The sequence below is a fragment of the Sorangium sp. KYC3313 genome, from assembly GCF_052075895.1.
GTDB lineage: Bacteria > Myxococcota_A > Polyangia > Polyangiales > Polyangiaceae > Sorangium > Sorangium cellulosum_B.
This window is the reverse complement of the sequence record NZ_CP197255.1, coordinates 3749911-3775882: the sequence shown is the minus strand read 5'-3', so window position 1 is coordinate 3775882 and position 25972 is coordinate 3749911. Positions and strand designations below refer to the sequence as shown.

23 protein-coding genes are annotated in these 25972 nt (G+C 70.4%); 18 read left to right on the top strand and 5 right to left on the bottom strand.

Annotated features, from left to right (window positions below):
* Positions 1-66: 66 nt before the first annotated feature.
* The 18 genes from ACSRUE_RS14750 (at position 67) to ACSRUE_RS14665 (ending at position 21247) form a co-directional block, all read left to right on the top strand.
* Entirely contained in the window at positions 67-1185 is a 1119-nt protein-coding gene (locus ACSRUE_RS14750; protein WP_441291540.1) for an NAD-dependent epimerase/dehydratase family protein, read from the top strand.
* Entirely contained in the window at positions 1182-2318 is a 1137-nt protein-coding gene (locus ACSRUE_RS14745; RefSeq protein ID WP_441291539.1) for an SDR family NAD(P)-dependent oxidoreductase, read from the top strand. The genes ACSRUE_RS14750 and ACSRUE_RS14745 overlap by 4 nt, the downstream gene beginning before the upstream one ends.
* Positions 2315-3616: a TIGR04295 family B12-binding domain-containing radical SAM protein gene (locus ACSRUE_RS14740; protein ID WP_441293090.1), complete on the top strand. Its 1302-nt coding sequence runs from the start codon at positions 2315-2317 to the stop codon at positions 3614-3616. Before ACSRUE_RS14745 ends, ACSRUE_RS14740 begins: the two co-directional genes overlap by 4 nt.
* A complete protein-coding gene (locus tag ACSRUE_RS14735; protein ID WP_441291538.1) occupies positions 3609-4835 on the top strand; it encodes a glycosyltransferase family 4 protein in 1227 nt (408 codons plus the stop codon). The genes ACSRUE_RS14740 and ACSRUE_RS14735 overlap by 8 nt, the downstream gene beginning before the upstream one ends.
* Entirely contained in the window at positions 4826-5971 is a 1146-nt protein-coding gene (locus ACSRUE_RS14730; RefSeq protein ID WP_441291537.1) for a CgeB family protein, read from the top strand. The genes ACSRUE_RS14735 and ACSRUE_RS14730 overlap by 10 nt, the downstream gene beginning before the upstream one ends.
* Positions 5968-7107, top strand: coding sequence for a CgeB family protein (locus tag ACSRUE_RS14725; RefSeq protein ID WP_441291536.1), 1140 nt, complete (start codon positions 5968-5970; stop codon positions 7105-7107). Before ACSRUE_RS14730 ends, ACSRUE_RS14725 begins: the two co-directional genes overlap by 4 nt.
* Positions 7104-8267, top strand: a complete 1164-nt coding sequence (locus ACSRUE_RS14720; RefSeq protein ID WP_441291535.1) for a CgeB family protein — start codon at positions 7104-7106, stop codon at positions 8265-8267. The genes ACSRUE_RS14725 and ACSRUE_RS14720 overlap by 4 nt, the downstream gene beginning before the upstream one ends.
* Positions 8264-9274, top strand: coding sequence for a UDP-glucuronic acid decarboxylase family protein (locus ACSRUE_RS14715; protein WP_441291534.1), 1011 nt, complete (start codon positions 8264-8266; stop codon positions 9272-9274). Before ACSRUE_RS14720 ends, ACSRUE_RS14715 begins: the two co-directional genes overlap by 4 nt.
* 129 nt (positions 9275-9403) lie before the next feature.
* On the top strand, positions 9404-10366 hold the full coding sequence (locus ACSRUE_RS14710; protein WP_441291533.1) for a hypothetical protein: 963 nt from the start codon (positions 9404-9406) through the stop codon (positions 10364-10366).
* 287 nt (positions 10367-10653) lie between these two features.
* Positions 10654-11325 (top strand): TetR/AcrR family transcriptional regulator, encoded by a 672-nt coding sequence (locus ACSRUE_RS14705; RefSeq protein ID WP_441291532.1) that lies wholly within the window; start codon positions 10654-10656, stop codon positions 11323-11325.
* Positions 11326-11404: 79 nt separating this feature from the next.
* A complete protein-coding gene (locus ACSRUE_RS14700; protein ID WP_441291531.1) occupies positions 11405-11869 on the top strand; it encodes an ABA4-like family protein in 465 nt (154 codons plus the stop codon).
* 1 nt (position 11870) lies between these two features.
* Entirely contained in the window at positions 11871-12704 is an 834-nt protein-coding gene (locus ACSRUE_RS14695; protein WP_441291530.1) for a hypothetical protein, read from the top strand.
* A 249-nt stretch (positions 12705-12953) separates the two neighbouring features.
* Positions 12954-15371 carry a type VI secretion system Vgr family protein gene (locus ACSRUE_RS14690; RefSeq protein ID WP_441291529.1) on the top strand — a complete coding sequence of 806 codons (2418 nt, stop codon included), beginning with the start codon at positions 12954-12956 and terminating at the stop codon, positions 15369-15371.
* Between the two features lie 82 nt (positions 15372-15453).
* Entirely contained in the window at positions 15454-18405 is a 2952-nt protein-coding gene (locus ACSRUE_RS14685; protein ID WP_441291528.1) for a DUF2169 family type VI secretion system accessory protein, read from the top strand.
* Between the two features lie 162 nt (positions 18406-18567).
* Positions 18568-19659: a pentapeptide repeat-containing protein gene (locus tag ACSRUE_RS14680; RefSeq protein WP_441291527.1), complete on the top strand. Its 1092-nt coding sequence runs from the start codon at positions 18568-18570 to the stop codon at positions 19657-19659.
* Positions 19660-19666: 7 nt separating this feature from the next.
* Complete coding sequence (locus ACSRUE_RS14675; protein WP_441291526.1) at positions 19667-20317, top strand: DUF3540 domain-containing protein; 651 nt, start codon at positions 19667-19669, stop codon at positions 20315-20317.
* 6 nt (positions 20318-20323) lie between these two features.
* Positions 20324-20707 (top strand): DUF4150 domain-containing protein, encoded by a 384-nt coding sequence (locus ACSRUE_RS14670; RefSeq protein ID WP_441291525.1) that lies wholly within the window; start codon positions 20324-20326, stop codon positions 20705-20707.
* A 69-nt stretch (positions 20708-20776) separates the two neighbouring features.
* Positions 20777-21247 carry a hypothetical protein gene (locus ACSRUE_RS14665; protein ID WP_441291524.1) on the top strand — a complete coding sequence of 157 codons (471 nt, stop codon included), beginning with the start codon at positions 20777-20779 and terminating at the stop codon, positions 21245-21247.
* Positions 21248-21325: 78 nt separating this feature from the next.
* Here ACSRUE_RS14665 and ACSRUE_RS14660 read toward each other — a convergent pair whose 3' ends face one another.
* The 5 genes from ACSRUE_RS14660 to ACSRUE_RS14640 form a co-directional block, all read right to left on the bottom strand.
* The gene (locus tag ACSRUE_RS14660; protein ID WP_441291523.1) at positions 21326-22381 is read right to left on the bottom strand and encodes a glycosyltransferase family 4 protein; all 1056 of its coding nucleotides are present in this window, start codon (positions 22379-22381) and stop codon (positions 21326-21328) included.
* Positions 22372-23238: a PIG-L deacetylase family protein gene (locus tag ACSRUE_RS14655; protein ID WP_441291522.1), complete on the bottom strand. Its 867-nt coding sequence runs from the start codon at positions 23236-23238 to the stop codon at positions 22372-22374. Before ACSRUE_RS14655 ends, ACSRUE_RS14660 begins: the two co-directional genes overlap by 10 nt.
* A 284-nt stretch (positions 23239-23522) precedes the next feature.
* Positions 23523-24407 (bottom strand): beta-xylosidase, encoded by an 885-nt coding sequence (locus ACSRUE_RS14650; RefSeq protein WP_437764789.1) that lies wholly within the window; start codon positions 24405-24407, stop codon positions 23523-23525.
* The gene (locus ACSRUE_RS14645; RefSeq protein ID WP_441291521.1) at positions 24404-25207 is read right to left on the bottom strand and encodes a TIGR04290 family methyltransferase; all 804 of its coding nucleotides are present in this window, start codon (positions 25205-25207) and stop codon (positions 24404-24406) included. The genes ACSRUE_RS14650 and ACSRUE_RS14645 overlap by 4 nt, the downstream gene beginning before the upstream one ends.
* An 11-nt stretch (positions 25208-25218) precedes the next feature.
* Entirely contained in the window at positions 25219-25947 is a 729-nt protein-coding gene (locus ACSRUE_RS14640) for a sugar phosphate nucleotidyltransferase (protein ID WP_437764787.1), read from the bottom strand.
* Positions 25948-25972: the final 25 nt, after the last annotated feature.

Below are 25972 nucleotides of genomic sequence, written 5' to 3'. Positions count from 1 at the left end.
CGTGAGTCGCATGATACTCGGATGGCGTCCGGGCAACGATCATGCCCTGTTTCGAACACGAGGGATATGACGAGTCACGTCCTCATCACCGGTGGAGCGGGGTTCATCGGCTCTCATGTGGCCGACGAGCTCCTGCGCCAGGGGGTCCGCGTCCGGGCGCTCGACAGCCTGGTCCCTCAGGTGCACGGCCCCGACCGCCGCCGCCCGGCGTACCTCGACCCGGAGGTCGAGCTCATCGTCGGTGATGTCCGCGACCGGGACGCGGTGAAATCGGCGCTCCGCGGCGTGGACGCGGTCGTCCACTTCGCGTCCGCGGTCGGGGTCGGACAGAGCATGTACAAGATCGCGGAGTACACCTCGATCAACAACCTCGGCACCGCCGTGCTCCTCGAGGAGCTCGCCGCGAAGCCGGTCTCGAGGCTGCTCGTCGCCTCCAGCATGAGCGTGTACGGCGAGGGGCTCTACCGGGCGGCCTCCGGCGCGGTGGTCCCCGGCGCGAGCCGGCCGCTCGAGCAGCTCAAGCGCGGCGACTGGGAGGTCCGGAGCGAGGCCGGCGAGGCGCTCGTGCCCATCCCGACGCCCGAGTCCAAGCCCCCGGGGCTCGAGTCGGTCTATGCGCTCTCCAAGTACGACCAGGAGCGGCTCTGCCTGATGATCGGGCGCGCGTACCAGATCCCGACCGTCGCCCTCCGCTTCTTCAACGTCTACGGCCGCCGTCAGGCCCTCTCCAACCCGTACACCGGCGTCCTCGCCATCTTCGCCGCGCGGCTCCTCAACGACCGTCCGCCCGTGATCTTCGAGGACGGGCTGCAGCGGCGCGATCTCGTGAGCGTCACCGACGTCGCCCGCGCCTGCGTCCGGGCCCTCGGCGCCGACGCCGCGGTGGGCCAGGTGCTCAACATCGGCAGCGGGCGGTCGTACACCGTGCGCGAGGTGGCCGAGCGCGTCCGCGAGGTGATGGGGAAGAGCGGTATCGAGCCCGAGATCGTCGGGAAAGCCCGGCTGGGCGACGTCCGGCACTGCTTCGCCGACATCGGCGCGGCGCAGCAGAAGATCGGGTATGCGCCCCGGGTCTCGCTCGAGGAGGGGCTCCGCGATCTCGCCGGCTGGCTCGAGGGGCAAGTGGCGAAGGACGCTGTCGCCCAGGCCCGCGCCGAGCTGGAATCCAGGGGGCTGACGGTATGAGCGCCGCGGCGGATGGCCCGGGCGGCGCGACCGCAGCGCCGGGGCGCCCGGCGCTGATCACCGGCGGCGCCGGCTTCATCGGGGCCAACCTGGCCCACCGCCTGCTCCAGGCGGGAGAGGCGGTGATCCTCTTCGACAACCTCTCCCGCCCCTCGGTGGCGCGCAACGTCGAGTGGTTGAGGCGCACCCACGGCGACCACGTCACGCTGATCACCGGCGACGTGAGGGACGCCCGCGCGGTCGCGGCGGCGGTCCGGCGCGCCTCCAGCGTCTTCCACTTCGCCGCCCAGGTGGCCGTGACGACGAGCCTCGTCCAGCCGGTGGAAGACTTCGAGATCAACGCCCGCGGGACGCTCAATGTGCTCGAGGCGATCCGCGCCGAGAGCGCCCTGCCGCCGCTCCTGCTCACGTCCACCAACAAGGTGTACGGCGGCCTCCCCGACGTCCCGCTCTCGTGCAGCGGCCGGCGCTACGAGCCCGCGGATCCGGAGCTCCGGGCCTCCGGCGTCTCCGAGGCCCGCCCGCTCGATTTCCACAGCCCCTACGGCTGCTCCAAGGGCGCGGCGGACCAGTACGTCATCGATTATGCCCGCACCTTCGGGCTCCCCGCGGCGGTGTTCCGGATGAGCTGTATCTACGGTCCTCGCCAGTTCGGGACCGAGGATCAGGGGTGGGTCGCGCATTTCCTCCTCCAGGCGCTCCGGCGGGAGCCGATCACCCTTTATGGCGACGGGATGCAGGTCCGGGACGTGCTCTTCATCGACGACCTCGTCGACGCGCTCCTCCTCGCCCGCAGGGACATCCGGCAGATCTCGGCGTCGGCGTTCAACGTCGGCGGGGGCCCGGAGAACACCCTCAGCCTGCTCGAGCTGCTCGACCTCATCGAGGAGCTCGACGGCAAGCGCCCCCTGATCGGCTTCGAGGGGTGGCGGCCGGGCGATCAGCGGTACTACGTGTCCGACTGCCGCCGGCTCTCCGCGGCCACGGGGTGGTGGCCGCGCGTCCGGGTCCGCGAGGGCGTGCGCAGGCTGCACGGCTGGCTGCGGGAGATGACGGAGGCGACCGGCGCCGGGAAGGCCGCCGCCGGCGCCGGCCAACCCGCGAAGGAGCCGTGCGCGGGGGACGTCCGGTGAGGTTCGCGCTCGTCAACCCGGCCTGGAGCTTCGAGGGGAGCATCTATTTCGGCTGCCGCGAGCCTCACCTGCCCCTCGAATACGGCTACGCCAGGGCGCTGCTCGAGGCCGCGGGGCACGAGGCGACCCTCGTCGACGCCCAGGCCCGGGGCCTCGCCGACGGCGCCCTCCGCGACGAGGTGGCCGCGCTCCGCGCCGACGCCATCGTGGTGACCACCGCGCCGAGCTACCTCTTCTGGCGTTGCGCCCCGCCCGAGCTCCGCGTCCCGCAGCAGGCGCTCCACGCGCTCCACGGGCTGCCAGGGCTCCGGCTCGCGGTGGGCCCCCACGCCTCCACCACCCCCCGCGCCACCCTGCGCAAGCTCGGGGTCGACGCCGTGGTGATGGGCGAGTGCGAGGACGTGCTGGTGGAGCTCGCCGATCGCCCGCGATCGCGCTGGGGCGAGATCGACGCGATCGCCTGGCTGGAAGGCGACGAGGCGCGCGTGCAGGGCGGCCCGCGCGCGTCGGACATGGCCCGGCTGCCGGCCCTCCGCTGGGACGACGCCACGGTGGCGCGCCACGCCCACCACCACCACCGCTTCGACACCACGCCAATCGGCCCCGGCGCCGAGGTCGAGGCGTCGAGAGGGTGCCCCTACCACTGCACCTTCTGCGCGAAGGACAACTTCCGCGAGGGCTACCGCAAGCGCCCCCTCGAGGTGCTCCTCGACGAGCTCGACGGGCTCGTCGCCCAGGGGGTTCGTTACGTCTATTTCATCGACGAGATCTTCCTGCCGGATCGCCCGCTGCTCGAGGCGCTCGTCGATCGCCCGGTGTCGTTCGGCGTCCAGATGCGCGTCGACAGCTGGAGCCGGGAGATGCTCGACCTGCTCGGGAGAGCGGGGTGCGTCTCGATCGAGGCAGGGGTGGAGAGCGTCACCCGGGAGGGCAGGAGCCTCCTGGCCAAGCGCTGCAGGCTCTCGACCGAGCAGCTCGGCGATCTCCTGATCCACGCCAAGAAGAGCGTGCCCTTCGTCCAGGCGAACCTGATCCAGTCGCCGACCGACGATCCCGCGGACGTCGCCGCCTTCCGGGAGCGGCTCCGGCAGCACGGCGTGTGGGCGAACGAGCCGGTGCCGATGTTCCCTTACCCGGGCTCGCCCGAGTACACGATGCGCTGGGGCACCCCCGACGACGAGGCGTGGGAGCGCTCGGTCGCGCACTACCTCGATCGGTTCGAGCGCTTCAGCGACCTCCAGGACAGCCGCCCTCTCCCGCTCTCCGCGCTGGAGATCGCGCCCCCCGGCCATGGCTGACGCCGCGCGCGCCCCCGGCTCGGTCCTGATGACCGCCGACACGGTGGGGGGCGTCTTCTCCTACGCGATCGAGCTCGCGCGCGCGCTCGCGGCGCGCGGGGTCCGGACGTCGCTCGCCACCCTGGGCGGGCCGCTCTCCGCGCCCCAGCGCGAGGCCGCGGGCCGCGTGCCCGGGCTCGCCGTCTTCGAGAGCTCCTTCCGGCTCGAGTGGATGGAGGACCCCTGGGACGACGTCGCGCGCGCCGGGGACTGGCTCCTCGAGCTCGAGGAGCGCGTCCGCCCGGCGCTGATCCACCTGAACGGCTATGCGCACGGCGCCCTCGCCTTCCGCGCCCCGAAGCTCGTGGTGGCCCACTCGTGCGTCCTCTCCTGGTGGGCCGCGGTCCTCGGCGGGGAGGCGCCGCCGCGGTACGATCGCTACCGGCGCGAGGTGGCCCGGGGGCTCGCCGCCGCGCCGGCGGTGGTGGCCCCGACCCGCGCGATGCTCGACGCCCTCCTGCGCCACCACGGCCCGCTCCCCGGGGGCGCGCGGGCGGAGGTGATCCCCAACGCCGCCGACCCCGCGCGGTTCGCCCCGCGCCCCAAGGAGGAGCTCGTCCTCGCGGTCGGGCGGCTCTGGGACCAGGCCAAGAACATCGAGGCGCTCGGCGAGGTGGCCCCTCACCTGCCCTGGCCGATCCAGGTGGCCGGGAGCGACGTCCGCCCGGACGGAGGTGCGGGCGCGGGCGCGACACCCCTCCCCTCGCTCGAGCACCTCGGCGTGCTCTCGCCGTCCGCCGTCGCCGCCGCGCTCGGCCGCGCGTCGATCTACGCTCACCCGGCCCGCTACGAGCCGTTCGGCCTGTCGGTCCTGGAGGCGGCGCTCTCCGGGTGCGCCCTCGTCCTGGGCGACATCCCCAGCCTGCGCGAGGTCTGGGGGGACGCGGCCCTCTACGTGGATCCCGGCGACACGGAGGCCCTCCGGCGCGCGCTCCGGGCGCTCATCGACACGCCCGGCGCGCGGCGCGAGATGGCCACGCGCGCCCGCGCCCGCGCCCTCGGCTTCTCGCCGCGGCGGATGGCCCGGGGCTACCAGCGCCTCTACGGCGAGCTCCTCGGTCGCGGGCCCAGCGAAGCGCGCTCGACGGCGCGCGGGGCGGCCGAGCGGCTCGAGCCGCGCGGGACCTCGGGGATCGCGGCCGCGCCCCCCGTGAAGAAGGCGAGCGCGCCATGCGCATAGCCCTGTTCTGCCACTCCCTGCTCTCCGACTGGAACCACGGGAACGCGCACTTCCTCCGCGGCGTGGTCACCGAGCTCGCCGAGCGCGGGCACGACGTCCGCGCCTTCGAGCCGAGGGACGCGTGGAGCCTCCGGAACCTCGTCGCCGATCACGGCGAGGCGCCGCTGCGCGAGGTGAGGGAGGTCTACCCGCGCGTCGATCCGATCCGGTACGACCTTGCCTCGCTCGACCTGGACGAGGCGCTCGAGGGCACCTCGCTCGTCCTCGTCCACGAGTGGAGCGAGCCCGAGCTGGTCGCCCGCATCGGCGCGCATCGAGCGCGCGCGGCGCGCGCGCCGTACCGGCTGCTCTTCCACGACACGCACCACCGGTCGGTCACGGATCCCGGGGCCATGGCGCGCTACGACCTCAGCCGCTACGACGGCGTCCTCGCCTTCGGCCGGGTGATCCGCGACCTCTACCTCGCGCGCCGCTGGGCCCGCCGGGCCTTCGTCTGGCACGAGGCCGCGGACGTCCGCGTGTTCCGCCCGCGCCGCGTGGCCCAGCCCGAGCGCGATCTCGTGTGGATCGGCAACTGGGGCGACGAGGAGCGCACCCGCGAGCTCGACGCGTTCCTGATCGGCCCGGCGCGCGATCTCGGCCTCTCCGCCCGCGTGCACGGGGTGCGTTACCCCGACCACGCCCGCGCCGCGCTCGACGCGGCCGGGATCGAGCATCGGGGCTGGCTCCCCAACTACCGCGCTCCCGAGGCGTTCGCGCGGGCCAGGGTGACCGTCCACGTCCCGAGGAGGCCCTACGTCGCCTCGCTCCCGGGCATCCCGACCATCCGGCCGTTCGAGGCCATGGCCTGCGCCATCCCGCTCGTCTGCTCGCCGTGGAGCGACGCGGAGGGGCTGTTCTCTCCCGGCCGCGACTACCTCGTCGCCCGGGACGGCGACGAGATGAAGCGGCGCCTCGCGGCCCTGCTCGCCGAGCCCGCCCTGGCCGCCGAGCTGGCGGAGCGGGGGCGCGCGACGATCCTCGCGCGCCACACGTGCGCCCACCGGGTCGACGAGCTCCTCGACATCGCCGCCGAGCTCGGCGTCGAGGTCGACCGCCCCGCGCCCGCCGCCACACCCCAGCGAGCCACGTCATGAACCGACGCAACCCACGCCCGGCCGCGAGCCGATCGCTCGACATCGCCTTCTTCGGATCGAGCCTCGTCTCCGCCTACTGGAACGGAGCCGCCACCTACTACCGCGGCATCCTCCGCGCCCTCGCGGCGCGAGGGCACCGCATCACCTTTCACGAGCCGGACGCCTACGATCGGCAGAAGCACCGCGACATCGAGGACCCGCCGTGGGCCCGCGTCGTCGTCTACTCCGGCACAGACCCCGCGGAGCCCAGGCGGCTCGTCGAGCAGGCCCGGAGCGCCGACGTGGTCGTCAAGGCCAGCGGCGTCGGCGTCTTCGACGAGCTGCTCGAGGCCGAGGTCGCCGCGCTCGATCGGCCGGGCCTCACGACGGTCTTCTGGGACGTCGACGCCCCGGCCACGCTGGAGCGGGTCCGCGCCGCGCCGTCGGATCCCTTCCGCGCGCAGATCCCGCGCTTCAACCTGGTCTTCACCTACGGCGGCGGCGACCCGGTGGTGCGCGGCTACGAGGCGCTCGGCGCGCGGCGCTGCGCGCCGATCTACAACGCGCTCGACCCCGAGACCCACTTCGAGGTCGCGCCAGACCCTCGATTTCATTGCGATTTTGCGCTGCTCGCCAACCGCCTGCCGGACCGGGAGCGGCGCGTGGAGGAGTTCTTCCTGCGGCCCGCGGCCGCGCTCCCCGGGCTCCGGTTCCTCCTTGGCGGCAGCGGCTGGCAGGACAAGGCGATGCCCCCGAACGTCCGCTACGTCGGGCACGTCTACACGGCGGACCACAACGCCTTCAACGCCAGCGCCCGCGCGGTGCTGAACGTGGCCCGCGACAGCATGGCGTCGGTCGGCTTCTCCCCGGCGACCCGGGTCTTCGAGGCCGCGGGCGCGGCCGCGTGCCTCGTCACGGACGCGTGGGAGGGGATCGAGCTCTTCCTCGAGCCCGGGCGCGAGGTGCTTGTCGCGAGGAGCGGCGACGACGTCGCGGAGGCCCTCCGGGCGCTCACGCCGGAGCGCGCCCGCGCCATCGGCAGGGCGGCGAAGCAGCGCGTGCTGGCGGGGCACACCTACGCCGAGCGCGCGAGGCAGGTCGAGGCCCTGCTGGCCCGCCCCGACGGCGCAACCCTCACCGCGATCGCGCCGCCGTGAAGCCCATCTCCTTCGTCTTCCTGGGCCTGTCGATCACCTCGTCATGGGGCAACGGCCACGCGACGACGTACCGCGGGCTGCTCAAGCGGCTGGCCCAGCGGGGGCACAGCGTGCTGTTCCTGGAGCGGGACCTCTCGTTCTACGCCGAGAACCGCGATCTCCCGAGCCCGCCCTACGGCCGGACCGAGCTCTACCGGGGGCTCGACGATCTCCGCGCGCGCTTCGGGGGCGCGGTGCGCGACGCGGACCTGGTGGTCGTCGGGTCCTACGTGCCCGACGGCGCCGAGGTCGGCGCCTGGGTGACGGAGACCGCGCGCGGGAAGACCGCGTTCTACGACATCGACACGCCGGTGACGCTCAAGCAGATCGAGCGGGGCGGCGCCGGGTACCTGTCTCCGGCGCTCATCCCGCGGTACGACCTGTACCTCTCGTTCACCGGCGGCCCGACGCTCGAGCGGCTCGAGCGCCGCCACGGGGCGAAGCGGGCACGGCCGCTCTACTGCGCGGTGGATCCGGACGAGTATTTCCCCGAGCGCGCGCCGCCCCGGTGGGATCTCGGCTACCTCGGCACGTACAGCGCCGATCGCCAGCCCACGCTGGACCGGCTCCTGGTCGCGCCGGCGCGCCGCTGGGGGCGAGGCCGCTTCGTTGTCGCCGGCCCGCAGTACCCGGCGGACATCGGCTGGCCCACCAACGTCGAGCGCACGGATCACGTCCCGCCGGGCGCGCACCGCGGCTTTTACGGCGCGCAACGCTTCACGCTCAACGTCACCCGCCGGGACATGATCGAGGCGGGGTACTCGCCGAGCGTGCGCCTCTTCGAGGCCGCGGCCTGCGGCGTGCCGGTGATCAGCGACGACTGGCCGGGCCTCGACGAGCTGTTCGAGCCGGGCAAGGAGATCCTGGTCGCCCGCTCCCCGGAGGAGGTGCTCCACCTGATCCGCGAGCTCCCCGAGCGGGAGCGGATCGCGATCGGCCAGCGGGCGCGCGAGCGCGTGCTCGCCCGACACACCGCGGCGCACCGCGCCGAGGCGCTGGAGAGATACACCCGGGAGCTGCTCGACGAGCAGGACGCGCCGGAGCGCCGGAGCGCCCGGGGGACCGGGGACGATGACGTCGACGTGGGGAGTCGACCTGGAGAGGAGGTCAGAGAGACATGAGCGCAGCGCTCCGCATCCTGGTGACCGGGGGCGCCGGATTCGTCGGCTCCCACCTGTGCGATCGGCTGATCCGGGAGGGCCACGAGGTCGTCGCGCTCGACGATCTCTCGACGGGCTCCCGGGACAACGTCGCCCATCTCCTCTCTCACCGGCGCTTCCGGCTGGTGGAGCACGACGTCATGCAGCCGTACGAGCGGGAGGTCGACCGCATCTACAACCTCGCCTCGCCGGCGAGCCCGCCGCACTACCAGCGCGATCCGGTCCGGACCACGATGGTCAACGTGCTCGGCGCGCTCCACGCGCTGGAGCTCGCCGAGGGCTGCGGGGCGCGCGTCTTCCAGGCGTCGACCAGCGAGGTCTACGGCGATCCCGAGGTCCACCCGCAGCCGGAGGGCTACCGGGGCGCTGTGAACCCGATCGGGATCCGCTCCTGTTATGACGAGGGGAAGCGCTGCGCCGAGTCGCTGATGATGGACTTCCACCGCCGTCGCGGGGTCGAAGTACGCCTGGCGCGGATCTTCAACACGTACGGTCCGCGCATGGCGCTCGATGACGGTCGGGTGGTGTCGAACTTCATCGTGCAGGCGCTCCGGGGCGAGGACCTCACAGTGTACGGCGATGGCTCCCAGACACGGAGCTTCTGCTACGTGGAGGACCTCATCGAGGGCATCGTCCGGCTGATGGAGCACCCGGCCGAGACGGGTCCGGTGAACCTGGGCAATCCCGAGGAGTTCACGGTGCTTGAGCTCGCCGAGGAGGTGCTCCACCTGACCGGGAGCCGGGGTCGGGTGGTGTTCCGTCCGCTGCCCGAGGACGATCCGAGGCAGCGGCAGCCGGTGATCGACCGCGCGCGGCGGGTGCTCGGCTTCGAGCCGAAGGTGCCGTTGCGCACGGGACTGCGCCGCACGCTCGAGGGTTTCCGGAGCGCGCTCGGGCTGGGCCATCGCGCACCTGGGCTCCCGGTGTCGGACGATGACGCACCGTTGCCCCGTGCGGCGAACGGCTGAGCCGAGCCGACCGTAGAGTCGGTGCGGCGCCCATGATACCGTCAGCTCTCTGACGCCCGATTGTCGCACAGGGCCGTGCGGCGAACGGCAGGGGCACTGCGCCCTTAACTTAGAGCGAAGGAGAGCGGCATGGATCTCAGGGCATGGTGCGCGGCGCTCTGCGCGGCGACGGTGGGTCTCGTGGGCTGCGGCGGGGACTCGGGAACGAGTGGTACCAGCGGTTCGTCGGACGGCTCGGGCTCGGGCAGCGGGCAGGGGAGTGGTTCCAGCGGCCAGGGGGGTTCCTTCGGCGAGGGGGTCGGCTCCGGGATCGGGTCCGGCAGCGGGACCACCGGGGGAGGCGGCAACGGCGCGGCCTCCTCGGGGTGCGAGCACGTCGATGTCGTGTTCGCGCTCGACAACTCCTCGAGCATGGATGAGGAGAAGGCGTCGATGCGCGACGTCGTGTTTCCGGCGTTCGCGCAGGCGTTGCTCGATATCGATGGCATCCTCGACTTCCGCGCGGCCGTGATGGACGCCTGCCCCCTCCCCGCCACCTTCCACACGCGCGGCGCCGCGGGTGAGTGCTCGTTCCAGAGCGGCAAGGCGTGGATGGAGAGCACGAGCACCGACCTCACGGGCGAGTTTCAGTGCGCTGCAGATCTCTATGTGGACGACATCGAGTGCACCGAAACCAATGACGACGAGCAGCCCGTGTCCTCGATCGCCGCCGCGCTGGAGCCGCCGTTCTCGACCGCCGAGAACGCGGGGTTCCTCCGCAACGACGCGCTGCTCGTGGTGGTGGCGATCACCGACGAGGACGAGCAGCCCGCCCCGCGCCAGACGCCGCAGCAGATCCACGATCGGCTGATCGCCGCGAAGGGCGACGCGAAGAACGTGGTGTTCCTCGGCATCGGCGGGAGGCGGCAGTGCGAGGGCGCTTATGGGGACGCGGAAGCGGCCCGGGACATGCAGAGGCTCGTGGACCTGTTCGCCGCCGACGGCCGTGGGTTCTTCTGGGATCTCTGCGAAGGGCACCTCGAGGACGGCCTCACGAGCGCCCTCGCGGCGATCGAAGAGGCGTGTGTGGAATTCGTGCCCACCGTGAACTGACGATGAACTGACGACGGGCGGCGCCGCGAGGCGCCGCCGGCAGGCTACCGCGGCAAGCTCTCCTGGTCTTCCTCCGGCGCTTCGCCCTCGTCGGCGCCGAGCTGCTCGACTTCCCCCCACAACGCATCGAGCTCCAGCCCGAGCCCTTCGCATCCAGGCACGCTCGCGGAGCGCGCTCGATGAAGAGATCCTTGACTGCATAGGATGCCGTTGTTATAAAAAGTAACACCGTTACGCACGACGATGGGGGCGGCGGCCGCGCCGCCCGGAGGCCAGGCGACACGGACATGGCGAGCTCGCGCCCGAAGACCACGAAGACCAGCGGCACGACCCAGGCGGAGCGCCTGCAGGCCTCGAGCCAGCAGCGCCGCGAGCAGCAGAAGGAGAACCTGCGCGGCGCGATCCTGGCGGCGGCGGGCGAGCTGTTTCTGGAGCAGGGCTACGAGGCGTTCTCGATGCGCCAGGTGGCCGAGCGCATCGGCTACTCGGCGACGACGATCTACCGCTATTACGAGGACAAGGACGATCTCCTGTTCGCCATCGTCCACGACGGCTTCACCGAGTTCCAGCGGGCGCTCGTCGCGGCCGCCGAGAGCACGGCGGACCCGATCGAGCGGCTCGTGGCGCTCGGCGCCGCGTACGTTCGCTTTGGCATCGACAACCCGGTGCACTACCGGCTGATGTTCATGCAGCGCTTCGATTTCGTCTTCGACCAGCGGAAAGCGCGGCAACAGCCGATGATCGGTTCGTTCGACGTGCTGCAAAACGCGGTCGCGTCCGCGATGGACGCCGGCGCCATGCAGCGCGGCGACGTGGAGCGCCACAGCCAGGTGGTCTGGGCCCTTGTCCACGGGATCACCGCCCTCGGCCTGGCCGACCGCGGCCGCTTCACGGCCGACGACGTCGACCGGACCCTGGAGATCGCCATGAGGATGATGGTCCGGGGCCTGAGCCCCTGATCGCTCTCTTTTTTTCCCGCAAAGTTAACACTGTTACGAATAGTTTCATCGTTACAATCAGCAACCGGTGGAGGGTAGGATGGATAGGGTCTTTGGACTGAGCGGCTTGCTCGTGATGCCGTTCTGGTTCCTGATGATTTTTCTGCCCCGCGCTCGATGGACGCGGCGGATCATGGAGTCGCCGCTCGTGGTCGTCGCGCCCGCGCTGCTCTACGCGGCGCTCGTCCTCCCGGTCATCCGCGAGGTGTTCCCGATCGTCAACCAGCCGAGCCTCGCGGCGGTCGCCCCGCTGCTCGGCTCGCCCGCGGGCGCCACGATCGGCTGGGTTCACTTCCTCGCCTTCGATCTCTTCGTGGGCCGGTGGGTGTACCTCGACAGCCGCGATCGCGATCTCTCGCCGTGGCTCATGGCCCCGGTGCTCTATCTGACGCTGATGCTCGGACCGCTGGGGTTCTCGCTCTACCTCGCCGTCCGCGCGATCGCCGATCGATCGCGCCGCGCCGTCGTCACGATCGCGGCGCCGCGCCCCGCCGGGGAGGCCTGACATGAGCGCCCGCTCGCTGAGCCCCTCGTTCTCGCTCCCTCGCTCGATCGAGGAGCTCCTCCGGCGAAGCCCCGTCCTGTTCATGGCGGCGGCCGCCCACGCCGCGCTGCTCGTCGTGCTGCTCGCCGCCGCCCCGCTCGACGCGCGCCTCGTGATGGGGGTGAACCCGTGGATCAAGCCGGCGAAGTTCGCCGCCTCGATCGCCATCTACCTCCTGACGATCAACTGGCTCGTCGGTGATGTCACGCTCCCGCCGAGAGGCCGCCGGGCCGTCGTCTGGGGCACGGTGGCGATGGTGAGCTTCGAGATGATCGCGATCACCGCGCAGGCGGCACGGGGCGTGGCGTCGCACTTCAATCAATCGACGCTGTTCGACGGCGCGGTGTTCGCGCTCATGGGCATCGCCATCCTCGTGAACACGGCGCTCGCGGCGTACCTCGCGACCAGGTTCTGGGCGACGCGACCTCCGCTGCCGGCCCCGTATCTCTGGGGCATCCGGCTGGGTCTCGTCCTGTTCCTGCTGGCCTGCGCGGAAGGCGGCTTCATGTCGGCGCACAACGCGCACAGCGTCGGCGTCGCCGACGGCGGGCCCGGGCTCCCCGCCGTCAACTGGAGCACGCGCGGAGGCGACCTGCGCATCGCCCACTTTTTCGGGATGCACGCGCTGCAAGCCGTCCCGCTGGTCGGCTACTGGCTGTCGGCGCGGGCGCCGGGATCGGGGCCGCGCACGCGGCGGGCCGTGGGATGGGTGATCGCGTTCGGCATCGGCTACGGCGCCGTCGCGCTGGCGCTCTTCCTGACGGCCCTCGCAGGGCGACCGCTGATCCGGATGTAGCGCGCCGAGAGGACGGCGGCCCTGCGCTGCTGGAGGCAAAGAGGCGAGCCGGCGCGGACCGCTGCCGCGTGACGATGGGCGCGAGCGGGACGTCGCCAACCGGACGACATCGCCTGCGACGAATCCGTCACGTCATCGTCATCGATAGACAACAACAAGCATGTGGCCCGCCACACAATTGACACAAATTCCGTCTAGGCTCTCCAGCGCGTCTGCGCCTGCCGCTGTTTCCCACCCGCGAGGCTCGCCATGCCTGACAATTTCGTCGTCCAATCCAGCGCCCTGCCCTCTTCCACCAAGCTCGTAGCTTTTCACGGCACCGAGGGCATCTCGAGGCCCTATCGCTTCGAGCTCTACCTGGTGATGACGAACGACGTCGGCCAGAGCTTCGATATGGCGGCGGCCGTGGGGCAGCCGGTGAGCATCTCCCTGGAGCGGAGCGACGGCGGCGAGCCCTTCCTTCGGAGCGGCGTCCTCGGCAGCATCGAGCTCATCAACGAGTTCGCCGGCCGGTCCGTCTTCCGGGCCACCATGGTCCCGCGCCTCGCCTTGCTCGCCATGTCCTTTCACAGCCGTGTCTTCACCGCGCAGGCCATCCCGGCGATCCTTCAAGCCGTCCTTCAGAAGGGCGGCGTCACGGACTGCGCGCTCCAGCTCCAGGGCTCCTACACCGCCGAAGAGCACGTCTGCCAGTACCGCGAGACCGACTATGCCTTCGTCGCCCGGTGGATGGAGCGCGAAGGCATCTATTATCACTTCGAGCACGGGGAGGGCGGCGAGACGCTGGTGCTTGTCGATGACAAGTCGGCCCATCAGCCCCATGGCGGCAAGCCCATTCGTTATTACCCGCAGCCAGGCGGCGCCAACACCGCGAAGGACACGTTCCACGCCTTCACCTGCCGGCATGACGCCATGCCCGGCACGGTCCGCCTCAAGGACTACAACTACGCCACGCCGGCCGTACCGGTCACCGGGCAGGCGTCGGTCAGCCCGAGCGGCTTCGGCGAGGTCAGCCTGTACGGCGCGCGGTTCTTCTCGTCGGGCGACGGGGCGCGGCTGGCGCGGATCAAGGCCGAGAGCCTCTCCGCGACCGGCGTCGTCTTCCAGGCGATGGGCAAGGCGGCGACGGTGGTCCCCGGGTTCACCTTCGAGATCGAGGACCACCCGCGGGCCGCGTTCAACACGAAGTACCTGACCATCGAGGTCGAGCACTGGTCCAACCAGGCCCCGGACATGCCCGAGCTCCGCGACTTCGCGACGTGGACCGAGAACTACCGCATGGAGGCCAGGGCCATCCCCGTGACGACGCAGTTCCGCGCGCCGCAGGTCACCGCGTGGCCGCGCATCTACGGCACCGAGATCGCGGTCGTCGAGGGCGCGGCGGTCAGCGAGTACGCGCAGATCGACAGCCATGGCCGCTACCGGATCAAGTTCCTCTTCGACGAGAGCGACCTGAGCGGGGGGAAGGCGTCGACCTGGGTCCGGATGCTCCAGCCCCACGGCGGCGGCATCGAGGGCTTCCACTTCCCGCTGCGCGCCGGCGTCGAGGTCATGTGCGCCTTCGAGGGGGGCGATCCCGACCGGCCGGCCATCGTCGGCGTCGCGCCCAACGCGCTCACGCCGAGCCCGGTCACGTCGGGGAACAACACGCGGAACGTGATCCAGACGGGCGGGCGGAACCGGCTCGAGCTCGAAGACCAGGCCGGGCAGGAGCGGGTCACGCTGTCGACGCCGTATGACAACACCTACCTCCGGATGGGGGCGCCCAACGGCGGCGCGTCGTACGAGGTCAAGTCGCAAGGGCACGCTTATACGTGGATCGGAGGCAGCTCCGAGAACATCGTGGGTGGCAACCGAACGGCGATCACCGTGGGCATCTCCGAGAACATCGTGGGCGGGTTCCGCCTGAGCATCACCGGGGGATACGCCGGAACCTTCATCGCCGGATACGCGCAGAACGTGATCTTGGGCTATCGCCACACGACCATCCTCGGCAATGAAAAGACGATCCTCCACGGCAACCGGAAGACCACCATCACGAAGGATCGTACCACGAGGATCGGGGGCGACGACACGTTCTGGCTCAAGGGCGATCGCGACGCCACCATCAAGGGCAACAGCAGCTTGCTCGTCCTTGGAAAGCGCAACACCAATATCCAGAAGCGCGACAAGAGCACTTTCTTCGACGGGCGAGAGACGACGATCTACAAGTCGAGCCAAACAACGGTCTGGGGCACCAGCGAGGTCGACATCAACGGCACGCGACGCGCGGACATCCGCGGTCACGCCACCAGCAACTTTTACGCAGGGCGAACGACCACCGTTCACGCGGGGGGAAGCAGGAAAACGGTCAGGGGCGGTAACATCGCCGAGGTCTTTGGTCCAGTCAAATTCACGCTTCACGGGCCGAAACAGAGCACTGTCAATGGCCCCGCCGAAAGCACCATCACCGGGCTCTACAAGACCACAATTGGGTCGCGCATCGAGATCATCAAGGGAACCAAGACCGAGAGGATCAACGGCCTGGCATACAAATATGCGCCTAACGAGATAAAGAAGGTGACACGGGCGGAGATCCAGGCGAAGGGTCTCCAGTACAGGGCCGAGCTGTGTCGCATTCAATACCAGCTCGGCTTCCACAAAGGGCAGCTGCACCTCATTCAGTAATTCACCTGCCGCTTGTGGCACAGCCTCGCGCTGAGCGCCGAGTCGAACGCCCCATCGAGCCCGCCACCCTGGAGTCCGCCGGATGAAAATCGTCAAGCCCATGCGCCTCGGGGTGGTGCCGAGGGTCTTCATGCACCAGCGCACCCCGCACCTCGTGGTCACCACCTTCGTCGGCTTCTCCTACGACCGGCCGGCCCGGCTGCTCTATGAGCCCACGATCTGGAAGATGGCCATGGAGGAGCTCGGCGAGGACGGCCTCCTCGACGAGTTCAACCCCAAGACCCGGGGCGAGCTCCTCGTCACGGGCCGCTGCTATCCGCCGGGGCGCGTCGCTCGCCCCGCGAGCTCGGTCCGCGTCCAGCTCGGACCCATCAACAAGAGCCTCTACGTCATCGGCGACCGGACGTGGGGGCTGCTCGGCATGTCGGACCCGGCGCCCTTCACCGAGATGCCCGTCACCTGGCGAAACGCCTTTGGCGGGAAGGATTTCGCCAGGAACCCGCTGGGCAAAGGCCACGGCGACAAGAGCGCGGCGCTCCCCAACATCGAGTCGCCCAGGCACCTCATCCACGCGCGCGGCGACTGCCCGATGCCCGCCGGCCTCGACGGCTACGACCTGACGTGGCCCCAGCGGTTCTCCAAGATCGGCACCTACGACGCGGCGTGGCGCGACGAGTGCTTCCCTGGTCTTGCGCGGGATCTGGACCCGACGCTGTTCAACATGGCCCCGGACGACCAGCAGATCGACGGTGTTTTCCGGGGCGACGAGACCTTCGTTGTCGAGAACATGCACCCCGACAAGCCCCGGATCGAAGGCGCCCTCCCCGGCGTTGCAAGTCGATGCTTCGTCGTCCTCAAGACGAGCGACGGTGTGGAGATCCACGAGCCCGCGATGAAGCTCGACACGGTGCGTCTGTTCCCGCACCGCGAGCGAGGGGTCGTCCTCTTCCGCGGCGGCATCGAGATCTCCGAGGACGACGCGGACGACGTGGTGGCGGTGCTGGTCGCCTGCGAAGCCATGGGGGCTCCCAGGCCCGTCGCCTATTACCACGATTACCTGATCCCCCGGCTTGGCCCTCTGAGCAACGATCTCCCGGATGACCAGGACGACACGCTCATGCCCGAGCCCGAGGATCCGGAGGCGCCGCCGCTGCCCGATGACACGCTCTCCGGGCTCGCGTCGAAGCTCAGGCGGGAGGGGTTTCTGGGAGGCACTCCGGCTCGATCCGTCGAGCGCGCGGCTGGAGCCGCGGCCGACGAGGACGAGGCGGAGCCGGCCACGGACTTCCCGGAGGGCACGGAGACGGAGGAAGAGGAGAGCTCCGCGTGGTCCCAGGTGGACACAGGGGTGAACCACGAGGCGGACACGGAGGCGCTCGCGTTTGCAGCCTCGGCGACGACGCCCGCCCTGGAAGACGACCCCGAGGAGGCCGAAGCGCTTCGCGCGCAGGAAGCGCTCACGGAATGGGGCAAGAAGCAGCTGCGAGACCATGGCATCGATCCAGAGGCGCACCTCGCCCAGGAAGAGCCCTCCGACGACCTCGCGTCCCTCGATGACCCGGAAGAATCCGAGGAGGCCGTGGTCCGCCTGGTCGAGGGCAAGCTCGGCAGCGGGCTGGCGGCGCACGGGGTCGACGTCGGTGCGTTGCTTTCGAAGGCGCGTCAGAACGACGCCGAGCGCCCGAGCGAGATCAGGATGTCGGAGGTCCGCGAGCGCGTGCGGCGGTCGCTGACGAGCGAGGGCTTCACGCCGGAGAAGACCGAAGAGCTGGTGTCGTCGCTGGATTGGCAAGCCTTCGAGGACGAGACCCAGGCCGCCGCTGACGAGGACCTCGACGACCCATTCAACCTCCCCGACGAGGCGCCCGAGGCGGCCCACGCCCTGCCCGAAGACGATGCCTGGGGCGGTGAAGCTGCGGACGACGAGGGCTTCGCGTCTGCGGAAGATCCGGACGACAGGGCTTCGTCTTTCGCCGAGCTGGGCGAAGACGGGCCGCGGCTCGCGCACCTCCTGGCGGCCGCCGCGCCGCTCGACAGCGAAGAGTCCCTGCGACTTCGCCGCGACGTGGAGGCCGGGCACAAGGAGGGGCGGAGCTTCGCGGGGTGCGACCTCACGGGCGCCGACCTCTCTCACCTCGACCTCGAGGGGATCGACCTCGAGGGCGCCATGCTCGAGTCGGCCTTTCTCACCGGGAGCATCCTGCGGAAGGCGAAGCTCACGGGAGCCGTCCTGGCGCGAGCCAACCTGGAGGCCGCGGATCTCTCGGGGGCCAGGCTCAACGGAGTCAATTTTGGTTCGGCGTGCCTGCGGGACGTGAAGGCCACGGGAGGCGTCGATTTCGGCGAGGCCGTGCTCGTCAAGGCGGACCTCTGGGGAGCGGATCTGTCCGGCGCCAATCTCTCGCGCGCCGACCTCTCCGAGGCCAATTTCTGCGACACCAACCTGGAGAACGTCGTCGCGGAAGAGGCGATGTTCCAGCAGGTGGACCTCACGGGAGCGCGCCTCGTGGGTGCGCGGCTCTCGGGGTGCACCTTCAACGAGGTGAATGTGACCGAGGTCGATTTCACCGGCGTCGACCTGACCTCCGCCACCTTCATCGCCGCCCAGGGCGACCGCGCCATCTTCCGAAAGGTGATGGCAAAGGACCTCACGAGCGTGATGGGCTCGTCCTTCGCCGGCGCAGATTTCTCCGGCGCGACGCTCGCCGGCGCGAACCTGATGGGGACGAGCCTCGCCGGCAGCGACCTCTCCGACGCCGACCTGCGCGGCGCGCTGCTCAACGAGGCCGACCTGACGGAGGCGTGCCTCGATCGCGCGAACCTCGCCGAAGCCATGCTGACCCGCGCCAACCTCACCAGGGCGTCGCTCCACGCCGCCGACCTGAGGCAGAGCATCCTGAACAGCGCGTGCGTCCAGGGGGCCAGCTTCGAGAAAGCCAGCCTGTTCAGCGCATGCGCCGATCGAGTGGTTGGAGATGACGACACGAGCTTTGCCGGCGCCAACCTCAAGCGACTCAGGGTAATACCGGCCTAGAGCGACAAACGGGTTGAAACCCCGAGAAAAAGCAGGAATTTCACAGGGAGGCGAGGAGGCGGGGAGCGAGAGACGGCGAGAAGGAGAGATTCTTTTTTTCTTCCTCCCCGCCTCCCTGTGAAATCCTCCGGGTTTCAACATGATTGGTGTTCTAGAGGGAGCATGGACAGGGAAGCGCTGTGCAAGCTGATCGAACAAGAAGAGATCGTTTCGGAGCTGGACCTGTCGGGCGTCGACCTGTCGGGGCTCGACCTCTCCGGCGGGATCTTCGAAGATGTCCGCTTCACCAGCGCCGACCTCACCGGCGTCAAGGCGCGCGAGGCGATCTTTCACCGCTGTGACCTCGCGGGAGCCAACCTGAAGGGGCTGGATTTTCACCTTGGAACGGCCATGGACTGTACGCTCGCGGGGGCCGTGCTCGCCGGCGCCTCGCTGGTTGGAGCGAGCGTCTCGGCCGTGGATCTCGAATCGGCCGATCTGACCGGAGCCGACCTCTCGTCGGCCACCATCGACCATGCCCAGCTCAAGAACGCCCGATTGGTCCGGGCCGACCTGACCGACGGCACCCTGTTCGGCGTCACGCTCGAGGGCACGGACTTCTCTCAGGCCAACCTGACCAGGGCTGTCTTGTTCCGTCAGGACCTGTCCCAGGCCGTTCTCACGGGGACTACCCTCGTGGAAGCGATCCTGATCGAGGTGCGGATGGGGCCCAAGGACTTCCGGCGGATGGACCTCAGCAGAACGCAATTTACCGGCGCCGACCTGCGAGGTTGCGACTTTTCAGGGGCCACGCTGACGCAATGCGGCTTCAAGGGCGCCAACTTGACCGGAGCCCGGCTGGACGGCGCCGTCGCCCGGCTGGCCGACTTCGTCGAAGCGACCCTGATGAACGCGAGCCTCACCCAGGCCGACCTGAGCCAGGCGCTCTTCGTCGACGCGCGCGCGGGCGCCACGAACCTCTCAGGCGCGCGGCTCGAGATGAGCGTCTGGCACCGGGCGAGCTGCCCGGGCGCCCGCTTCTGCCGGGCCGACCTGAGCCACGCGGACTTCTCCCACGCCGACGTGTCGTTCGCCGACTTCTCCGATGCGACGCTGTCGCGCGCGCGGCTGCACCGCGTGACGGACAAGGACGCGATCTGGCCGCCGAGCAAGGCGCTGGCGCACGGCGACGACCAGGAGCTCAAGGAAGCAGAAGACTGGCAGGCCAACGTCCTTGGGAGGCCTGCCGGCAGTCAACGCACCCCTCACTCATGAGGAAACCATGCAGAGCGCAGCAAGAGCGAGACAAACCCAGCGGGAAGCCCACGGCGATCACGGCGCCGTGCTCCGCGTCGATGGTTCCGCGTACATCGTCGAGACCGAGAGCGGCGAGGTCCGCGCGAAGCGCGCGACGAGCTGCCTGCTGGAGCCCGCCGCCGGAGACCTGGTGCTCCTCACCGCCGTGAACGGCGCGCATTACATCCTAGCGATTCTCGAGCGGGAGGAAGGCGCGCCCTCGCACCTCGTCTCCGAAGGAGATCTCCAGATTCGTCTGCGGCGCGGCTCGCTGGGCATCGCGGCGCCCGACGGTGTACACGTGGCAGCCGGCAAGGACCTCTCGATGGCCGCGTCGACCTTCCGTGTCGAGGCCAAGGAGGGGCACGTCGCGCTGGAGCTGTTCACGTTCCTCAGCAAGATGGCCCGCGGGGAGGTCGACCGGGCCAAGCTGATCGGCCGGAGCCTCGACTCGGCGCTCGAACGGCTGTCGCAGCGGGTGAAGCGCTCCTACCGCATCGTGGAAGAGGCTGACCATGTGCGCGCCGAGCGCATCGACTATGCGGCCAAGGGCAACCTCGTCATCCACAGCGAGAACGCCAAGATCACCGCGTGCCACGTCGTGAAGATCGACGCCGATCAGATCCAGGTAGGGTGACCGGACATGTTTGCAATCACATCGCGCGGCGGAATGGACTTCGGCATCCCGGACGTCTGCCGTCTTCCGACGACCATCCCCGTCCCATTTCCAAACTTCGCGGCGAAGCCCATGGGGACGTCCCCGGCGTACAAAGTGCGCATCGGGCCCGCTCCCGCCCATACCCTGGCGACCACCATTCCGCTCACCTCCGGCGACAACCCTGGGCTTCTCGGCGGCGTGATCTCCGGCCGCAACATGGGCCCCGCGAGGCGTCTCCGGTTCTCTCGCAACACGTTGTGGCAGGGGAAACCGGCGGTGGTGCTCTCCGCCAACGGCCTCGGGAACCAGATCAACACGAACTCGACGACCATCGTCCCGAGCCAGACCAAGGTCCTGATTCTCAAGTGACGTCCGCGAGAGCCGCCCGCGAGAGCGCCCCGAGATCCCGCCCTGTTCTGACCGCCGAGGGACACCCACGTGGCCATCGATGAAACTACCCGCATCCGCCTGGGGATCATTCAAAAGAAATACGGCGATCGCCTGGCCCGGAGCACGAACGGCTCCACCCCGCCGGATCGGCGCCAGGTTTTCATTGACGAATTCCGGCGGATCCTGGCCGACATCTTCGTTCCCACGTTTGATGCCATCGGCGGTGAGCTCGCCTCGTCAGGGCACGCTTATCGGATCGAGCATGACGTCGGTGAGAAGACCCCCAGCATCGAGTTTCACCTCCTGCTCCGGGGCGTGCCGGCCAAGGCGAACAACCTGATCCGCCTCTTCTACAGCGCCGAGGCCGCGGGCGACGGAGAGGTGATCGCCGAGGTCAACGTCTACCAGACCCTGACCGAGCTCACGCGGTTCCGGGTGCTGGCTCGGGTCACCCGGGAGGTCGCGGAGCAGATGTGCGTGGACGCCATCGAGCACGTCTTCGCCTGCAACGCTCGCTGAGAGGTCTTTGTGATGCCCGCGGCGCGGCCGCAGGCGGAGAGCGTCGTCCTCCATCCTCCGGCACGGCGACCCGGCGCTTCACCCTTCCCGCAGGATCCGGCGGTACGTCTCGAGATACGCCGCCGCCGTCGTCGCCGCCGAGAAGCGCTCCTCGGCCGCGCGGCGGCACGCCGCCGGGTCGAGGCTGTCGACCCTCGCCATCGCGCCGGCCATCTCCGCAGCGCCGTCCACCAGGAACCCCGTCCGGCCGTGCTCGACGATCTCCGGCAGCGCGCCGGCGCCGCGCAGCGCGATCACGGGCGTTCCCGAGGCCAGCGCCTCCAGGGCCACGAGCGAGCTGGTCTCCTGCACAAGGCTGGGGACGAGCAGGCACCGCGCCGCCCCGAGCAGGCGGCGCTTCCGTGCGAGGCCCACCGGGCCGATGAAGCGCCGCACAGGCCCGGGCCCGCGCAGCATCGGCAGCAGGACCTCCTGGAGATACCGCGTGTGCGCCTCGTACCCGAACGCCTGGCCGGCGATGAGCAGCGGCACGCCGGCGCGGACCGAGGCCTCCACGGCGACGTGATAGCCCTTCTCCGGGCAGATACGGCCCAGCGCGAGGGCGAAGCCGCGCTTGTACCGCCTCGGCCGGTAGCGCTCCAGCCGGACGCCGTTCGGGATGTCGGGCAGGAGCCGCGCCTCCGGCGGACAGGCGCGCCGCTGCGTCGCGGACACGCAGTGGAGGAACGTCCTCGGCCGCTCGAGACGGAACACCGCGGGCGAATAGAAGCTCGGCGGGAGATGGAGGGTCGCGAGCACCGGCACGCCCGGCTCGGGCAGATAGCGATCGAAATCGACGCCGTGCAGGTGGACGAGGTCGATCGGATACCTGTCGAGGGCCCGGGCGACGGCGCTCCGGTGATGGCCAAAGGCCCGCTCCCTGGCCGCCTCGTCGAGGACCGCGCCCGGCGGGGGCGCCGGCGTGGCCACCAGCGTCCCCGCGCAGGCGGAGCCCTCCGGGGCGACCACGATCGACCGGTGGCCGCCGCGCGAGAGCGCCTCGTCGAGCATCGAGAGGACCTGCTCGGCGCCGCCGACGGCGTCCGGACCCACGGGCGCGAGCGGATAACCGACGAGCAGGACCGTCAGAGGCACAGCTCGCGCTCGAGGCCGAGCAGCGTGAGCGCCTTCGCCGCGAGCCGCCGCCAGCGCGCGCCGTCGATCGGGAAGCCGAGGCGCTCGTAGTGGAGCGGGCCGTCGTGCGGGGGCCTGCGGAAATCGTACGCGGGCGCCGGCCGGAAGCGCTCGACCTCCGCGCCGAACGGGGCGAGCACCTCCCGCTGGCTGGCGAAGCAGGCCAGCATGGCGCGCTTCCGCGACGCCTCGATGTCCGAGAGCCGGAGCGCGATCTCGGGGACGCCGGGGTGCGCGATGAACTCGCCGGTGAGGAGGCGGCCGCGCGCGGCGTGGTACGACGCCGCCTCGAAGATCAGCGGCGCGGTGACGCCGTTCCAGAGGGCGAGCACCGCCGCCGCGTGGACGGCGAGCGCCGCCGCGTCGTGATCGGGGTGGCCGCCCTCGTAGGGGTGGGTGAACACCACCTCGGGCCGCGTCCGGGCGAACAGCTCGACGAGCCGCCGGGTGAGGCTCGGCGCCTCCTCGATCGCCTCCTGGTCGACCGCGCCGAGGCACCTGAGCCGCCCCGCGGGCACGTTGCCGGCCGACATCGCGCGGGTCACCTCCTCGCGCCGGAGCGCGGCGTAGCGCTCGCGCCCGATGCCGGCGAGGCCCGCCGGCACGAAGCGCTCGTCGCGCGGCGCCCCGTCGGTCACGTGGACCACCTCGATCGGGCTGAGCCGGCCGATCCGCGCGCCGAGCCCGATGGTCTCGTCGTCCGGATGGGCGAGCACGACGAGACAGCGCGGCGCCCGGCCCGACGAGAGCCACGAGAACGGCGGCCACGCGAGCTCCTGGGCGGAGGGGCCCTGACGGCGCAGCACGGCGAGGTTCACGACGGCACCTCCGCGCGCCTGGTGCGAAGCCCTGTGCGCGGCTCGGGTCGCCCCCCCGGGCTGCCGCGGTGCTCCTCGGGTCTTCTCTTTCGCTTCGGCGTGCTCGCGACGTGGGACATGAGCCACCTGGAGCGCATGCGGCCAGGTCGTCCTGGCGCAAAACGCAGCGATCTCCACACTACCAAACGGCGACGCGGCGCGCCAGACGGCGCGTAAAGCGCGGATAGGCGAGCAGACGCGTACCCGCCCCTCGGCTCCTTGCGCGCGCTACGCATTGCGTCATCTCATGCGTAGCGCCGCGTCATCCGTGCGCAGAAGTCGGCGAATTCCTCGATCTGCTGCGGAGGGCTCGTGTGGTGGGGCCGGACGCCGGCGTGCTCGGGGGTGAAGCAGTAGGTCAGGGTCACCTCGAACGGCTCGAGCGCCTTCATTTGCCGGTCGAACCAGGCCTCCGCGCCGGGGCGGAAGCTGTCGGCCCAGCTGAGGCCTGTGCGGAGGTGGCGCACCCCGAGATCCTTCAGCCACGCCACCGCGTCGTCGAGCCGGTGGTCGTCGAAGTGGAACCACTGGCACAGACCGAATTCAGGGGTGTACTCCGGGAAGAGCCGGAGCGCGCGCTTGGGCGTCCCGTCCTCGCGGAGCAGGCCCATGTAGAAATGCCGGTAATACGACGAGCCCTCGGCCTCCCGGTGCCGGGTCGTCGCCGGCCACGCGCGCGGCAGATCATAGAGGCTGTACCAGTGGATCCGCTCGACCTTGCCGCGGAGCAGCTCGGCGCTCCGCCGGAGACCGAACTCCTGCACCTCCTCGGCGCCGAACGTGGAGACGCCGATCTCGGTGATCCAGAGCGGCCTGTCGGTCACCAGGCGGATCTCCTCGAGCTTGGCGGGCCACTCGTGGATCTGCCAGTGATTCCAGTCGAGCGGGAAGCCATGCACCGCGACCACATCGACGTGCTCGAGCACGCCCTGCCGCCCCATGTTGGCGATGAACCCCGGATCGATCGGCGAGATGCCGCCCAGCACCCGCAGCAGCCAGTGGCGCTCGCTCCGGATCGCGTCCGCGGCGAGCTTCACCATGGTTCCATAGGTCGTCCACTCGGGATCGATCTCGAAATCCCAGTGCGACCTGTTGTTGGGCTCGTTCCAGAGCATCACCGCCTCGATCACGCCTGCTCTCCCTTCACGAAGGCTCGCCTCGCCGGATAGACGGCGCCAGGCGGGCGACCGGCGGCCCTCTCGCGCCGGCGGCAGAGGTAGACCTCGGGCTCGGGGTGGCTCACGATCTCGAAGCCGGCGCTCCGCAGCATCGCCTCCGCGCAAGCCCGGTTGGGCACCCACCAGTTGGTCGGGTCGTGCGCATAGCTGTGCTCCACGAAATGGAGCCTGGGATAACCGGCCTCGTCGAAGATCTCCTCCTCGGAGAAGGGGAAGTCTTCCTCCAGCGGCGCCACCTCCGCGCTGCCGCGCTGCATGCTCTGGAAGATCAGCGTGTGTCCGACCACGTGCTCGTGGAGCAGATCGAGCGCCAGGAGCGGGTGGCGGAGGTGGTACAGGACGCCCAGGAAGAGCACGAGATCGAAGCGCTCTCCGAGGCCGCCGACGTCGTACACGGAGAGGTTCCGGAACTCGATGTCCGCCCCGGAGACCTCCGCGGCGAAGCGCGCCTGCGCCAGGTAGTCCTCGTCGCTGTCGATCCCGAGGACGCGCGCCGCCCCGCGCCGCTTCATCTCGAGCGAGTAGAAGCCGGCGTTGCAGCCGATGTCGAGGACCGTCTTGCCCGTGAGATCCGCCGGGACGGCGTCGGCGAAGCCCCTCCATTTGAACGCGGGGTAATCCCCGAGGAAATGGTCGGGCGCCGTCTTCACCCCGCGGAGATCGAGGTTGTGGAACCACGGCCCGAGCCCGCGCACGCGCTCCTGGATCTGCTCCCGCGTCCACGTCGCCGCGCCCTCGACGCACCTCTCCATGGCTCCTCCCTTCACGCGGCGGCGCGGCTGAGGAGCTGGATGGCCTCGTGGTAGCCGTGCAGCGTCCCCACGTCGACATAGGCCTCTCCGGCCCGCACGGCGCGCGCGCTGCCGCCGCGGGCGAGGTACTCGTTCACCAGCGTCCCGATGTACGGATCCTCCCGCCCGCGCTCGCGCCAGAGGTCGTGGAGCGCTCGCATCACCGCCCCCGTGAGCCTGAAGGCGCCCCAGACCCACCGCGAGCGCGCGTCGCGCTGCTTGACCTGGATCTCGAGCACCCGGCCCTCCTCGTCGGTGACGACCGCGTCGAAGAGCTCCGGATGCTCGACCGGAAAGAGCAGGAACGAGAGCCCCCCGACGCCGAGCGAGCAGAGCCCGTGCTCCGGGAACCACACCGTGTCGGGGAGCCCCACGAGCACGTCCTCCTCCGGCCGGATCCAGGGGAGCGACCGGAAGATGGCGTCGCAGAGCCCGGCGGCGGCCGGCTGCACCACATAACAGATGTGCGCCGGGCCGACGCTCGCGCCGTAGTACTCGACGATATCCGACTTGCCCGGCGAGATCACCATGCAGAGCCGGGTCGCGCCGGCGAGCACCATCCGGTCGATGAGGTACTCGCTGACCGCGCGCGGCCGCTCCACGTCGCCGTCCCTGCGCGTCCCCACCGGGAGCAGCTCCTTCGAGAACGCGAGCGGCTGGATCCTGCTGCCCAGGCCCGCCGCCGGAATCACTCCCCACATCGCGCCGTCCCTCCGTTCGATGAGC